The sequence below is a fragment of the Aeromonas sp. A600620 genome (assembly GCF_029479985.1).
Lineage (GTDB): Bacteria > Pseudomonadota > Gammaproteobacteria > Enterobacterales > Aeromonadaceae > Aeromonas > Aeromonas veronii_A.
Window position 1 is genome coordinate 22,221 of the sequence record NZ_JAAKXB010000010.1, and the last position, 13,915, is coordinate 36,135.

Genomic DNA, 13,915 nt, shown 5'->3' on the forward strand with positions numbered 1-13,915 from the left:
AATGGTAGACTGCTCGGCTCTTGTACAGGAGTACTCAGTTGACCCAGAGTGTGACACGCCAGGTTAAGCAGGCCATTATGGCCCAGCTCTATACCCATGCATCGTTCAGTCTCCCCTGTTTGGGCGTGTTGGCATTTGGCTGGAGTCTGCTGTTTCACGACTATCTACCCGCTATCGAAGCGCTCGGTTGGCTGGCAGGCACTTTTCTGTGGCTGCTTGGTCGGGGCTGGCACCTGCGCTGGCGCCGAGCCCGCCTGCACCAGACACCGTTGCCGGTGCTGGAGCGGGAGCTCTTTATCGGAGCCACCATCACCTCCATCATCTGGGCTCTCGGGGTGCTGCTCTACATGGACAAGCTGCCCGATACCTACCGGGCCGCCATGATGATGCTCTCCAGCCTCATTCTTACCGGCAGCGCCATCATGCTGTTTGGCAGCCGCCGCACCCTCTATGGTTCCGCTCTGCCACTGGGTATGGCGATGCTGTTCGAGCTGGGCAATGGCAACGAGCAGGAACGAATCGTCTCCTGCATGCTGGCGGGTTATCTGTTTGTCTTTCTGCCGACCCTGCTCCGCCGGATGCGGCGGGATCAGATCGCCTCGCTCCACCACCGTTTCTCCAACGCCGAACTGGTGGCCGAACTGAAGGCGGTCTCCGAGCATTTGCGTCTCACCTCTCGCCTCGACGGCCTGACCGGCATCGCCAACCGCGCCCATCTCGACGACTCTCTGGAGCGGGCCTGGCGGCGCTGTCACCGCGCCCGGGCGCCGTTGTCGCTGGTGCTGGTGGATGTGGATTACTTCAAGCAGTTCAACGATCTCTACGGCCATCAGCTGGGGGATGACTGCCTGCAACAGGTGGCTGGATTGCTGGCCGAAGTGGAGCGGCGCGAGGATGATCTGGCGGCCCGTTACGGGGGCGAAGAGTTCGCCTTGCTGCTGCCCTGCACCGGCATGCAGGGGGCACTGCAGGTGGCCGACAATGTGCGGCAGGCGCTCAAGGAGCTGGCCATCCCGCACCAGAAGTCACTGGTCTCCGGTCGGGTCACATGTAGTTTTGGTGTTGCGACACTGATACCGGACAACAGCATGAAAATCGCCGATTTGATCCAAAAAGCGGATGCGGCCCTGTATCAGGCCAAGCATAATGGGCGGGATCGAATCGAAGTAGCCTTGATGGGTAAGGTTGCCTGAATTTAACGTGACAGATTAAAGAGGTTGTCTATGCAATGTCATCGTATCGAAGAGCTGCTGGAGTTGTTGCAGCCTGCCTGGATCAAGGAACAGGATCTCAGCCTGGTGCAGTTTGTTGCCAAACTGGCCCAAGAAGCGGGATTTGAAGGGCCTCTGTCCGAGCTGACCGACGACATGCTGATCTATCACCTCAAGATGCGGGAATCCGACAAGCAGGCGATGATCCCGGGTCTGGCCAAGGATCATGTGCCCGATTTCAAAGAGGCGCTGCTCAAGGCGCGCGGTATCAAATAAGCCATTTAGCCGGTCGCATCAGAAAGGCCTCAATGGAATCTAAAAAAGGTGTTTCGTCAACAGGCGAAACGCCTTTTTTGTTAATGAAATTTGCGATCCAACGCCAACATTAGATACATCTAATCCACACGGTTAGCAGGTTGTTTAAGATATAATCCGCGCCATAACAATTAAGGGAGCGATGTCTTGCAATGGCCGACCACGATAAAATCGATATCAAGGACGTCACCGACAAGGGCGTAACCGGGACCTTCAACCCCAATACGTTCAAAGCCAGCGACGACAGATTCAATCCGGGCAACCGCATCTATGTGCGGGCCCAGAAAGGGTATTGGCAGCGGATGCGCAAGGCCATGGGCTGGTTCTTTGTGGCGCTGTTCGTGCTGCTGCCCTGGCTGCGTTACGACGGGCGACAGGCGGTGCTGTTCGACCTCGGTCACCAGCAGTTCCATATATTTGGCGCCACCATCTGGCCGCAGGATCTGACCCTGCTCGCCTGGCTCTTCATGATCGCCGCCTTCGGACTCTTCTTTATTACCACCTTCCTCGGTCGGGTCTGGTGTGGCTATCTCTGCCCGCAGACGGTCTGGACCTTCATGTTCATCTGGTTTGAAGAGAAGCTGGAAGGGCCCGCCAACAAGCGGCGCAAGCTGGACGAGGCGCCCTGGAGCGGCGAGAAGCTGGCCCGCAAGGGAGCCAAGCATCTGGCCTGGCTGGCGATCTCGCTGGTGACCGGCCTGACTTTCGTCGCCTACTTCCAGGATGTAACTGAACTGGTGCCGGATCTCTTCACCCTGCAGGCCAGCGGATGGGTGCTGTTCTGGGTGCTCTTCTTCACCATCATCACCTACGGCAACGCAGGCTGGATGCGTGCCATCATGTGTATCCACATGTGCCCCTATGCCCGCTTCCAGTCCGCCATGTTCGACAAGGACACCTTCATCGTCGGCTATGACACCAAGCGTGGCGAGACCCGTGGCGCCCGCTCCCGCAAGGCGGATCCCAAGGCGATGGGGCTGGGCGACTGTATCGACTGCGATCTCTGCGTGCAGGTCTGCCCGACCGGTATCGACATCCGCGACGGCCTGCAGTACGAGTGCATCAACTGCGGTGCCTGCGTCGATGCCTGCGACCAGACCATGGAGCGGATGGGCTACCCGAAAGGGCTCATCAGTTACACCACCGAGCACAAGCTGGCCAACGACTCCACCCATGTGGCGCGGCCCAAGTTGATTGGTTACGGGCTGGTGATGGCGGTGATGCTGGGGGTCTTTGTCTACAACGCCATGTCCATCATGCCGATGGGGCTCGATATCCTGCGGGATCGCAACCAGCTGTTCCGCGAAAACAGCGAGGGGCTGATTGAGAACACCTACACCCTCAAGATCCTCAACAAGACCCTGCAGTCCCAGACCTACCAGCTGGATGTGGAGGGCTTGCCCGAGTATCAGTGGTTCGGCCCCCGTGAAGTGACCCTGAAGGCGGGCGAGATCTACACCCTGCCGGTCAGTCTGGCGGTCGATCCCTACAACCTGAAACGGCCGGCGCTGGATATCCAGTTCGTGCTGAAACGGGAGGGGGCGGCGCCCGACGACAGCAAGGGCAACCTGCGCCAGGGCAGCAAGTTTATCAGCCGGTTGTAACTGCGTGTGATTGCGGGCCGGGCGTGACACCAGTCCGGTCACCAGTGAGCACGGCAATGCCGGTCAGTAGTGATAGAATGGGGCGCAACGGCGCCCCTTTCTTATGGTGGATGACATGCGTTTCAACTATTCCGACCTAAATCCCGACCTCATCATGGATGCGCTCGATCTCAGTGGCCTGCGGCTCGACTCCGGCCTTATCGAGCTCAACAGCTACGAAAACCGGGTCTACCAGTTTCAGGATGAGGATCGTCGCCGCTATGTGGTGAAGTTCTACCGTCCCGGCCGCTGGAGCCGGGCCCAGATCCTCGAGGAGCACGAGTTTGCCACCCGTCTCGCGGAGGCTGAGATCCCGGTCGCCGCACCGCTCGCCTTCGCGGGCGAGACCCTGCTGGAGCACGAGGGCTACCCCTTTGCCATCTGGCAGAGCGTCGGTGGCCGCCAGTTCGAGGTGGATAATCTCGACCAGCTTGAGTGGGTGGGGCGTTTCCTCGGTCGCATTCATCAGATCGGCGCCAGCAAGCCGTTTCACCATCGGGTGCGGCTCGATGTGGAGAGTATGCTGCACGAACCGCGTCAGCTGCTGGCGTCTGGCGAATGGCTGCCAAGCGGGCTGGCGAAGCAATTCTTCGGGGTGCTCGACGAGCTGATCAAGCATGTCAGCGACGCCATGACGCTCGATGTGGCGCAGATTTCCCTGCATGGCGATTGCCACCCGGGCAACATCCTCTGGCGCGATGGCCCCATGTTTGTCGACCTCGATGATTGCCGCACCGGCCCCGCGATTCAGGATCTCTGGATGATGCTGAGCGGCGAGCGCCACGAGCAGCAGATCCAGCTCGACACCCTGCTGGCGGGCTACGAGGAGTTTATGGAGTTCGACTCGCGGGAGTTGGCGCTGATCGAGCCGCTGCGGGCGATGCGCATCGTTCACTACATGGCGTGGCTGGCACGGCGCTGGGAAGATCCCGCCTTCCCCCGTCACTTCCCCTGGTTCAATACCGATCACTACTGGCGTCAACAGATAGCGACACTGCACGATCAGCTGGAGGCACTCAAGGCGCCACCGTTGACCCTGATGCCAAACTGGTGAAATAGAAGGGATCTTGTGCGGCAAGGGGGACTCGATCTCCGGCCCTGACCATTGACGTCAGCATGGCGAAACAATAGGCTTGGCACTGCTTCGGTTCGCCGGGCGTGCCTCACAGTGATCCCTTAACAGGAAACATCATGAAAAAAGTTCTATTTTTCCTTGCTGCCATGCTGATGATCCCCATGGTTCACGCCGCCCCCGAGTTCAAGGAAGGCGTCAACTACGATGTGGTCAAACAGACTGGCAGTGCCCAGCCGGAAGTGATGGAGTTTTTCTCCTACTACTGCCCGCACTGCGCTACCTTCGAACCGATCGTTGAACAGTTGAAGGCCGGGTTGCCAGAGGGTGTGCCCCTCAAGAAGAACCCGGTTGCTTTCCTCGGTCGCGAGATGGGCCCCGAGATGCAGCGTGCCTACGCCGTTGCCAGCCTGCTCAACGCCGAAGCCAAGCTGACTCCGGCCATCTTCAACAAGATCCACACCCAGCGTCAGCCGCCGATGAGCCGTGACGATGTGAAGAAGATCTTCGTGGACAACGGCGTACCGGCTGAAGAGTTCGACGGTGCCGTCGACAGCTTCGCCGTCTCCGGCATGGTCTCCCAGTTCGATCGCAACACCGAGAGTTACAACATTCGCGGTGTACCGGCCTTCCTGGTGAACGGAAAGTACATGGTGAAGATTGAATCCATCACCTCTCAAGAGCAGTTCAACAAGCTGGTGCAGTTCCTGCTGGCCAAGAAAGACTGATACCCCTTGAGTCGATAAAAAAGCCCGCCGGTGCGAACCGGCGGGCTTTTTGTCTTCTGGCGATCTCGAAGATCAGACCCCGACGTGGAACGCCTGTTTGAGGTTGCGGATAAACTCCGCATCCCGGCAGAGGGTCTTTCCCGGGCTGTCGGAGATCTTGGCGACCGGGCCGCCATTGCACTCGATCAGCTTGAACACGATGTTCATCGGGCTGACACCGGGCAGATCGCAGGTGAGCTTGGTGCCGATACCGAAACTGGTGTTGATGCGGCCACGGAAGTGGCGGAACAGCTGCACCGCCTTGTCGAGGTTGAGCCCGTCGGAGAAGACCAGGGTCTTGTCGGTGGGGTCGATGCCAAGGCGCTGATAGTGGCTGATCGCCTTCTCGCCCCACACCACGGGATCGCCGGAGTCGTGACGCAAGCCCTGATAGCTGCTGGCCAGCTCGAAGTCGAAGTCGCGCAGGAAGGCATCCATGGTAATGCAGTCGGTCAGGGCGATGCCGAGATGGTCGGTGAACTCGTCCAGCCAGCTGGTGAGGGCGGCGCGCTGGCTGTGCTCCAGCGGGAAGCCGAGCTGCTGGTGCGCCTGGAACCACTCATGGGCCTGGGTGCCGACAGCGGGCAGCTTGTACTTCTGGGCCAGCATGTAGTTGCTGGTGCCGCGAAACGCCGGCAGCCGCTCCTTGAGGCGACCCACTACCGCATCCTGTACCGCGTGGGAGAAGCGGCGGCGGGTGCCGAAGTCGATGAGGTTGAACTCGCTCATCTCGTCGCGGCTCAGCTCCTTCTCCAGCTTGTCGATCTTCTGATCGAGCCGCTCCAGTGCGTGGCTGACGCCGAACTGGGGGTAGCGGAAGCGGTTGCGCATCTCGCTGATGATGGCGAGCACCGGGATCTCCCACAGGATCACATCCTGCCAGGGGCCCTCGACCCGCACATTGATACGACCATCCTGCTCGAACACCTTGAGCAGGGAGGCGTCTAGCGGCTTGCGGCGCAGGTGGTCGAGGTAGTCAGGGGTGAAGAAGGGGCGCTCGGCCAGAAAATCGAGCTCGGGCTTGGTCAGTCGCAGGGATCCGGCGAGGCGCAGTTGCTCCTCGATCTGCCCCATCATGGGCAGCAGATCCTCTTCATTGCGGCTGTGAAACTCGGCCACCACCTCGGCATCCGGATAGCGATGGAACACCGCCTGCTGCATATGCAGCTTGTAGGCGTCGGTGTCGAGCAGGCTGGTAAGAATCGGTGGCATATCAGGCTCCCCGCAGGCGGGCGAACGCCAGTTGCATAGGTAAATTGCAGGCGCCGCTATCGGACAGGCTGGTGAGGATGAGGGGCATATCAGGCGTCCAGCAGGCGTTGTACATCGATCAGGGTCTGGGCCAGTTCGGCCCCTGCCTCGATCATCTGGGTGTGGGCGCTGGCAACCGTCGCGGGGGCGATGCCACGGCAGGCATCGAGATGGACGATCACCCGGAAACCGGCGCGGCGCAGTTGCAGCACGCTGGTTTTGACACAGTAGTCGGTGGCGAGGCCGCCGACCAGTACGGTATCGACCTGGCGGGCTTGCAGAAATTCGATGAGTCCGGTGCTGCGCCGTTCTGCCAGGTCGTGGAAGCAGGTGCCGTAGGGATGGAGATCCGGCTCGACCCCCTTCCAGACGAAGAAGTCATAGTCGATGGGAGCGGGCAGGCCGTCGAGCAGCTCGAAGCCCTTGCTGCCCGGTACGCAGTGCACCGGCCAGGTGAGGTCGGCGTTGGGCAGATCCAGCGGCAACAGCATACCGGCAGGGTCAGAGACGGCCCAGTCGGCATTGGCAGGGTGAGAGTCCTTGCTGCCGATCCGCAGCGTGGCGAGGGTGGCCTGAGCGTTGAGCGCAGCCACAATATCATCACCGCCCGCGACGGGCAGTTCGTTCGGGCAGAGGGGGGTAAAGCCCTTCTGCGCATCAATATCCAGGCTGGCGACGGTTCCCATGATTGGCTCCTGCACATACTATTCGTGTGATATTATCTACCAAACATTAATGGAAGGCGAGCAGGGCGATCGGCATGCTGAGAATGAGTCTGGATATGGTGGTGCTGCGGTTGCATGAGGAGCGGCTCGAGCTGCTGCTCGAGACCCGCGATCGCCCCCCCTTTGCCCACTGCTGGCAACTGCCGGCGCTGCGCATCGACGAGACCCGGGATCGGGATCTGGATGCCGCCCAGCGCCGTCTGCTGGCGGAGTGGGGGCTCGGTCACTGCTACAGCGAGCAGGTCTGCACCCTCGGCAATCTGGAGCGGGATCCCCGCGGCTGGTCCACGACCCTGGTCTATCTCTGTCTGGTCGATCCGGAAGTGGAAGCGATCCACGGTTGCTGGCATCCGCTCGCCAACCTGCCGGGGCTGAGCCTCGCCTTCGACCATGTCCAGCTCATCGCCAAGGGGTTGGAGCGGCTGCGGATCAAGAGCCGTTACAGCACCCTGCCGCTACAACTGCTGGGGCCCGAGTTCACCCTCTCCGAGGTGCAGCGCGCCTTCGAAATCATCCTGCAAACACCCATGAATACGGCGGCATTTCGCAAGCGGATTCATCGCGCCGACATTCTGGTGGATACCGGCCGCAAGCGCACCGGCAAACAGCGCCCTGCCATCCTCTACCGGCTGGAGAGCCCCTGCTGCGTGATGTTCGATCAAGTGATGCATGGAGCGGAAGCATGAGTGAGACCAGCGTGCACAAGGTGCTGGTGAGTGCCTGCCTGCTGGGTCAGCCGGTGCGTTACGACGGTCAGAGCAAGGGGATCGTCAGCGACTGGCTGAGTGAGCTGGGTGCCGAGGGGCGGGTGCTGGCCTTCTGCCCCGAAGTGGCTGGCGGTTTGCCGACCCCACGCCTTCCTGCCGAGCGGCAGGGCGAGCGCGTAGTGACGGCGAGCGGACTGGATGTGACTGCCGAGTTTGATCGCGGCGCCGAGCTGGCGCTGGAAATCTGTCAGACGCAGGGCATTCGCTTCGCCCTGCTGAAAGAGGGGAGCCCCTCATGTGGCAGCGGCCGTATCTATAACGGCCGCTTCGAAGGTGTTTCTGTGGCTGGCGAAGGCAAGACCACCGCCCTGCTGCGCCGCCACGGGATTGTGGTCTTTTCCGAAGATCAGTTGGCCGAGTTGGCTTCTGCGCTCTCTTTGGATTCCTCCCCGGATTTGGCGGCAACCGGCACCTGACCGCTCTGCCACCCCTCCAGCACCTCGTCCTTCTCCTGCCAGCGCTGGTTTAGCCACTCCTGAAAACCGCGTTTGAACTGCTTGTCGTTGAAGTAATCTCCTATCAGTTGTTCATTCACCGGCAGCTCCTCAATCCGCACCTGAATGCGTTTTACCCGTCCCATCAGGAAGTCCTTGAACGGGGTCTCGGCGTTGTCCGGATAGCGGATGGTGACGTTGATCAGGCTGTCGAATTGCTCGCCCATGGCCGCCAGTGTAAAGGCCAGTCCTGCCGCTTTGGGCGGCATCAGGTGACGATAGCGGGAGCGGGCCGCATCCCGTTTCTGCTCGGTGAAACGGGTCCCTTCCACGAAGTTGATGACGGTAGTGGGGATGTGGCGAAACTTCTCGCAGGCGTTGCGGGTGGTCTCGATATCCTTGCCGCGCAGATGCGGATTTCTTAACAGAAATTCTCGCGAATAGCGGCGCATAAAGGGCATATCGAGCCCCCAGCAGGCGAGCCCCAGCAGCGGTATGTAGATGAGCTCGTGCTTCATGAAGAACTTGGGCACCGGCAGCCTATCCCGGAACAGGTGGCCGAGCACCACGATATCGGTCCAGCTCATATGGTTGCTGATGATGAGATACCAGCCATCCTTGCGCAGCTTGGTATTGTCCTCCACCTGCCAGTCAATACGGGTGGTGAGGCGGATCACCAGCGCATTGCAGGCCAGCCACAGGCGCATGAAGCGGTTGTTGAGCCGGCTGCAGGCACGGCCAAAGGCCGGGATCGGCAGTACTAGTTTGGCCAGCGACACCAGCAGGATCAGGCTGGCGCACAAGGCGGTGAAAAGGATGGTCAGGCCCGCGCTGATGATCAGCACCAGCGGGCCGGGAAGCAGGGATAGCATGAATGTTTACTGCGCCTTGGTTGCCAGCAGTTGGCTCAGGGTCTGGTCCTTTTCGTGCCAGATCCCGTTCAACCACTGTTGAAACTCTTGTTGGAACTCGGGGTCATTGAAGTAATCCCCCACCAGCTTGCGGTCGATCGGCAAATAGCGGACCTGAACCTTGATTTGCCTGACCCGGCCACACATGAAGTCCCAGTAGCTGGGGATGCCGTCCGGATAGGCGATGGTGACATCCACCAGTTGATGCAACTGATCACCCATGGCGGCCAGAGTAAAGGCGATGCCCCCTGCTTTCGGGTGGAGCAGGTGACGATAGGGCGAACCCTGCTTCTGATGTTTGCCCTTGGTGAAGCGGGTGCCTTCGACGAAGTTCATCACACTCACCGGAATGTGGCGGAACCTGGCACAGGCTTTACGGGTTGTCTCTATGTCTTTTCCCTTCAGATGGGGATGCTTTTCCAGAAATTTCCTGGAATATCGCCGCATGAAGGGGAAGTCGAGCGCCCACCATGCCAGACCGAGAAAAGGTACCCAAATCAGCTCTTTCTTGAGGAAAAACTTCAGGAAGGGGATTTTTTGGTTAAAAACCCGCTGCAGTACCAGTATGTCGACCCAGGATTGATGGTTGGCAATCACCATATACCACTCATTCCGGCGCCCTTTGTCCACTCCGACCACCTCGAAAGGGGTTTTGATGATGGTTTTCTGGATCAGATTGTTGAAACCGATCCAGCAGCTGGCACAGCCATCGAGCAGCCAGTTGCAGAGGGTGCGCCACCCCTTGAGGGGGAGCAGGAGCTTGAGCAGACCCAGCGAGAAGATGGGGACAAACCAGAAGAGGGTGTTGAAAAAATAGAGCAGGGTGGAGAGGCTGCCGCGCAGTCGCTCTGTCAGCTTGTTGGGCATGAGTCGGGTCCGTCTTGCTGTCGATAAAGGGCCATCAAGTGGTCAGATCTGTGGCCATAATATCAGCCGATTGCCTGCGAGACCATTCAGAGCCTTTACGGGGTTGGACTCACCCTTTTCCTTCTGTCAGCTGCTGCGCAGTCGCGACAGCAGCCGGTCCATGGCGCGATAACCGAGCGCCTCGATAAGATGCTCCTTGCCGATGGCGGGTTGCCCGGCCAGATCGGCGATGGTGCGCGATACCCGCAGGATGCGATGCCAGGCCCGGATGCTGAGCCCCAGCTTCTGGATGGCATTCTCCAAAAATTCGGCATCTTGCGCCGATAAGCGGCAAATATCCTCTATCTCACGGCTATCCAGCAGGTTGTTGAGTTTGCCATTGCGGCTCAGCATCCGCTCTCGCGCTGCCAGTACCCGATCGCGGATCTGCTGGCTAGACTCCCCCCGCTCCGCCTTGCCGGTGAGGCTCCCCTTGGGTAGCAGTGGCACTTCCACAGTCAGATCGAAGCGGTCGAGAAAGGGGCCGGAGAGCTTGCCGAGGTAGCGCAAGATCTGATCCGGGCTGGAGCGGGTCTGGCCGTCACCATAGTGGCCGCAGGGGCTGGGGTTCATGGCGCCGACCAGCTGGAAGTGAGCGGGAAAATCCACCTGACGGGCGGCCCGACTGATGGTGATGTGGCCCGTCTCCAGCGGCTCGCGCAGGGAGTCGAGCACCTTGCGCTCGAATTCGGGCAGCTCGTCGAGAAACAGCACCCCGTTGTGGGCCAACGATATTTCGCCGGGCCTTGGGTGGCTGCCGCCGCCCACCAGCGCTACTGCGGAGGCACTGTGGTGGGGCGTGCGATAGGGTCTGTGGTGCCAGTGACCGGCGCGCGGAGTGAGGCCGCCGATGGAGTGGATGGCGGCGGTCTGCTGCGCCTCCTGCTCGCTCAGCGGCGGCAGAATGCCGGGCAATCGGCTCGCCAGCATGCTCTTGCCGGTGCCGGGCGGGCCGATGAACAGCAGGTTGTGGCTGCCGGCGGCGGCGATCTCCAGCGCCCGCTTGGCCTGTGACTGGCCGATCACATCCTGCAGGTCCGGCACATTGGGCAGGCTCTCCGCGCTTTGGGGATCCGGCAGCGGCAGTTCGTACTGGCCTGCCAGCCAAGCTGTGACGGCCAGCAGCTGATGGGCGGTGCGCACTTCGGCATCCTGAATGAGGGACGCTTCGGGGCCGTTCTCCCGCGGTACCAGCAGAGTGCGCCCCGCATCCCGGCAGGCGAGCACGGCGGGCAGCACCCCGAGCACGGGGCGAATTTCGCCGGTCAGGGCCAACTCCCCCAAAAATTCATGATCGAGCAGGTATTTTGCCGGTATCTGCTTGGAAGCAGCGAGAATGCCGATGGCGATGGCCAGATCGAAGCGGCCCCCCTCCTTGGGTAGATCGGCGGGAGCCAGATTGACTGTGATGTGTTTGCTCGGGAACTCGAAATTGCCGTTGAGCAGGGCGCTGCGCACCCGGTCTCGCGACTCCTTCACCGAGGTTTCCGGCAGGCCGACCATGTTGAAGGCAGGCAGGCCGTTGGAGAGGTGAACTTCCACTGTAACTTGCGGGGCCGCGATCCCGAGGCTGGCACGGCTATAAACCACAGCTAATGACATAAATCCCGTCCTTGAGTTGATATATGTTCTGACTAACTGCTTGTTGTTGGTTTTTTATTCCAGAGTTCCGGCTGAGGAATAGCCAAAATCAGTGGGTTGTCACAGAAAAAAGGCTTGCCCAATAAAAATCACCGTGCTAGTTCTAATAGCCATTCGCGGTAGAAACCGCCCCAATTTCACAGGATTTCCGGTTGTAACTATGAACATGGCCTCCCGTTTCGTCAGCATTATTGTGGTCCTAGTGGTGATTATTATCTCACCGCTCGGGGCTCGTTTAGCTGCACGGAACAAGGGATAGACCCACCACCGGACAGAACGAAACAAGCGACCCCCGAGCCTCACAGCCCGGGGGTTTTTTTTCGACCAAAGGACAGGATTTTCCACATGAACGGCGCGCAGTTTTTGGTACAGGCTCTCAAAAAACAGGGTGTGACCCAGGTGTTTGGTTACCCGGGCGGGGCCATCATGCCGGTCTACGATGCCCTGTATGACGGTGGTCTGGCCCATCAGCTCTGCCGCCACGAGCAGGGCGCTGCCATGGCGGCTGTGGGTTATGCCCGTGCCTCCGGTCAGGTGGGGGTCTGCATCGCTACTTCCGGCCCCGGCGCTACCAATCTGGTAACCGGTCTTGCGGAGGCGCTGCTCGATTCGGTGCCGCTGGTGGCCATCAGCGGTCAGGTGCCCTGTTCCGCCATCGGTACCGATGCGTTTCAGGAGGTCGACGTGCTCGGCATGTCCCTCTCCTGTACCAAGCACTCCTTTATGGTGACTGATGCCGCCGATCTGGGGCGAGTGCTGGCAGAAGCTTTCGCCATCGCCACCGAAGGGCGCCCCGGTCCTGTGCTGATCGATCTCCCCAAGGATGTGCAACTGGCCGCCGTGCCGCCCCAGAGCCCTCTGTTTGCGGTGGAGGAGCCGGAGGTGCTCAACCCCTCGGAGCTGACCGCAGCCCGCACCCTGCTGGCTGCCGCCGAGCGTCCGGTGCTTTACGTCGGTGGCGGAGTGGGCATGGCCAATGCCGAGCAGCAGTTGCGTGACTTTGCCGCCGCCACCGGCATGCCAGCGGTCACCACCCTCAAGGGGATCGGCGCGCTCGACCCCGACAGTACCGTTTATCTGGGCATGCTCGGCATGCACGGCACCAAGTCGGCCAACTATGCGGTGCAGCAGTGCGATCTGCTGCTGGTGGTGGGCGCCCGTTTCGATGATCGGGTGACCGGCAAGCTGGAGGAGTTTGCCCCCGAGGCGAAGGTGATCCATCTCGATGTGGATGCCGCCGAGTTCGGCAAGCGCCGTGCCGCTGAGGTGGGCATCACCACGGATCTCAAGCTGGTGCTGCCGCGCCTCGCCATGACTCTCGACATCGCCCCCTGGCGTGAACACTGCGCCGCCATGGCCCGCGAATATGCATTTCGCTACGACCACCCGGGTCAGGCCATCTATGCCCCAGCTCTGCTCAAACAGCTATCTGCCAAGTTGCCGGAGAGCAGCGTGGTCGCCTGCGACGTGGGTCAGCACCAGATGTGGGTCGCCCAACACATGCGCTTCACCAGCCCGCGCAACCACCTCTCCAGCGCCGGTCTCGGCACCATGGGCTTTGGTCTGCCCGCCGCCATCGGCGCCAGGATGTCGCGCCCGGAGGATGAAGTGGTGCTGGTAAGCGGTGACGGCTCTTTCATGATGAACGTGCAGGAACTCGGCACCATCCGCCGGGCCCAACTCAAGGTGAAGATGGTGTTGCTGGACAACCAGCGCCTCGGCATGGTGCGCCAGTGGCAGGAGCTGTTCTTCGACGGCCGCTACAGCGAGACCATCCTCTCCGATAACCCCGATTTCGTCGCCCTGGCTGCCGCTTTCGGCATTCCGGGTGAGACCATCACATGCAAGGAGCAGATAGCCGGTGCCCTCGATCGCCTGCTGGCAAGCGAGAGTGCCTACCTGCTGCATGTGGCTATTTCAGAGGAAGAAAACGTCTGGCCCCTGGTTCCGCCGGGAGTCGCCAACCACCAGATGATGGAGCAACGCCCATGAACCCGCACACCCTTGCCCAGCCAGCATTTGCACAGCACACCCTGCATATCCATGCCCAGCCCAGACCGGAAGTGATGGAGCGGGTGCTGCGGGTGGTGCGTCACCGCGGCTTCGCTCTCTGCGCCCTCAACATGGAGCAGGATTGCCAACAGCTGCGGATCACGGTTACTGTCGAGTCGGTGCGTCCCATCCAGCAGTTGTGGAGCCAGCTGGTGAAGCTGGTGGACGTCTCCCGGGTCGATGCACTGGAACAGCAACCCCGGATCAGAGCTTAAGGAGC

The 13,915-nt window shown here is 60.7% G+C and carries 14 protein-coding genes; 9 read left to right on the forward strand and 5 right to left on the reverse strand.

What is annotated here, in order from left to right; translation table 11 throughout:
• Positions 1-38: 38 nt before the first annotated feature.
• The 5 genes from G5533_RS13235 (at position 39) to G5533_RS13255 (ending at position 4,969) form a co-directional block, all read left to right on the forward strand.
• The gene (locus G5533_RS13235) at positions 39-1,193 is read left to right on the forward strand and encodes a GGDEF domain-containing protein (protein WP_005339596.1); all 1,155 of its coding nucleotides are present in this window, start codon (positions 39-41) and stop codon (positions 1,191-1,193) included.
• 30 nt (positions 1,194-1,223) lie between these two features.
• The gene (locus G5533_RS13240) at positions 1,224-1,487 is read left to right on the forward strand and encodes a YihD family protein (RefSeq protein WP_005339598.1); all 264 of its coding nucleotides are present in this window, start codon (positions 1,224-1,226) and stop codon (positions 1,485-1,487) included.
• Positions 1,488-1,678: 191 nt separating this feature from the next.
• On the forward strand, positions 1,679-3,130 hold the full coding sequence (gene ccoG, locus G5533_RS13245; protein WP_005356121.1) for a cytochrome c oxidase accessory protein CcoG: 1,452 nt from the start codon (positions 1,679-1,681) through the stop codon (positions 3,128-3,130).
• Between the two features lie 103 nt (positions 3,131-3,233).
• Positions 3,234-4,223, forward strand: a complete 990-nt coding sequence (locus G5533_RS13250; protein ID WP_058058952.1) for a serine/threonine protein kinase — start codon at positions 3,234-3,236, stop codon at positions 4,221-4,223.
• A 137-nt stretch (positions 4,224-4,360) separates the two neighbouring features.
• Complete coding sequence (locus G5533_RS13255) at positions 4,361-4,969, forward strand: thiol:disulfide interchange protein DsbA/DsbL (protein ID WP_005356138.1); 609 nt, start codon at positions 4,361-4,363, stop codon at positions 4,967-4,969.
• 72 nt (positions 4,970-5,041) lie between these two features.
• Here G5533_RS13255 and pncB read toward each other — a convergent pair whose 3' ends face one another.
• Both pncB and G5533_RS13265 read right to left on the reverse strand, forming a co-directional pair.
• Positions 5,042-6,220: a nicotinate phosphoribosyltransferase gene (gene pncB, locus G5533_RS13260; protein ID WP_042062464.1), complete on the reverse strand. Its 1,179-nt coding sequence runs from the start codon at positions 6,218-6,220 to the stop codon at positions 5,042-5,044.
• Between the two features lie 89 nt (positions 6,221-6,309).
• Positions 6,310-6,945, reverse strand: coding sequence for a nicotinamidase (locus G5533_RS13265; RefSeq protein ID WP_005356142.1), 636 nt, complete (start codon positions 6,943-6,945; stop codon positions 6,310-6,312).
• A 74-nt stretch (positions 6,946-7,019) separates the two neighbouring features.
• Here G5533_RS13265 and G5533_RS13270 point away from each other — a divergent pair, with 74 nt between their 5' ends.
• Together G5533_RS13270 and G5533_RS13275 are read left to right on the forward strand one after the other, a co-directional pair.
• Positions 7,020-7,670 (forward strand): NUDIX hydrolase, encoded by a 651-nt coding sequence (locus G5533_RS13270; protein ID WP_005339607.1) that lies wholly within the window; start codon positions 7,020-7,022, stop codon positions 7,668-7,670.
• A complete protein-coding gene (locus G5533_RS13275; protein ID WP_421223241.1) occupies positions 7,667-8,167 on the forward strand; it encodes a DUF523 domain-containing protein in 501 nt (166 codons plus the stop codon). Before G5533_RS13270 ends, G5533_RS13275 begins: the two co-directional genes overlap by 4 nt.
• On the opposite strand, the gene G5533_RS13280 is transcribed toward G5533_RS13275, so the two are convergent.
• From G5533_RS13280 to G5533_RS13290, 3 genes are all read right to left on the reverse strand, one after another.
• The gene (locus G5533_RS13280) at positions 8,098-9,057 is read right to left on the reverse strand and encodes an acyltransferase (protein WP_421223243.1); all 960 of its coding nucleotides are present in this window, start codon (positions 9,055-9,057) and stop codon (positions 8,098-8,100) included. The two genes, G5533_RS13275 and G5533_RS13280, sit on opposite strands and share 70 nt — an antisense overlap.
• 6 nt (positions 9,058-9,063) lie before the next feature.
• Entirely contained in the window at positions 9,064-9,963 is a 900-nt protein-coding gene (locus G5533_RS13285) for an acyltransferase (protein ID WP_441254886.1), read from the reverse strand.
• A 126-nt stretch (positions 9,964-10,089) separates the two neighbouring features.
• The gene (locus tag G5533_RS13290; RefSeq protein WP_441254887.1) at positions 10,090-11,604 is read right to left on the reverse strand and encodes a YifB family Mg chelatase-like AAA ATPase; all 1,515 of its coding nucleotides are present in this window, start codon (positions 11,602-11,604) and stop codon (positions 10,090-10,092) included.
• A gap of 384 nt (positions 11,605-11,988) precedes the next feature.
• Between G5533_RS13290 and ilvG the strand changes: the two genes are divergently transcribed.
• A complete protein-coding gene (gene ilvG / locus G5533_RS13295; RefSeq protein WP_441254888.1) occupies positions 11,989-13,635 on the forward strand; it encodes an acetolactate synthase 2 catalytic subunit in 1,647 nt (548 codons plus the stop codon).
• Positions 13,632-13,910 carry an acetolactate synthase 2 small subunit gene (ilvM, locus tag G5533_RS13300; protein ID WP_005339613.1) on the forward strand — a complete coding sequence of 93 codons (279 nt, stop codon included), beginning with the start codon at positions 13,632-13,634 and terminating at the stop codon, positions 13,908-13,910. Before ilvG ends, ilvM begins: the two co-directional genes overlap by 4 nt.
• Positions 13,911-13,915: the final 5 nt, after the last annotated feature.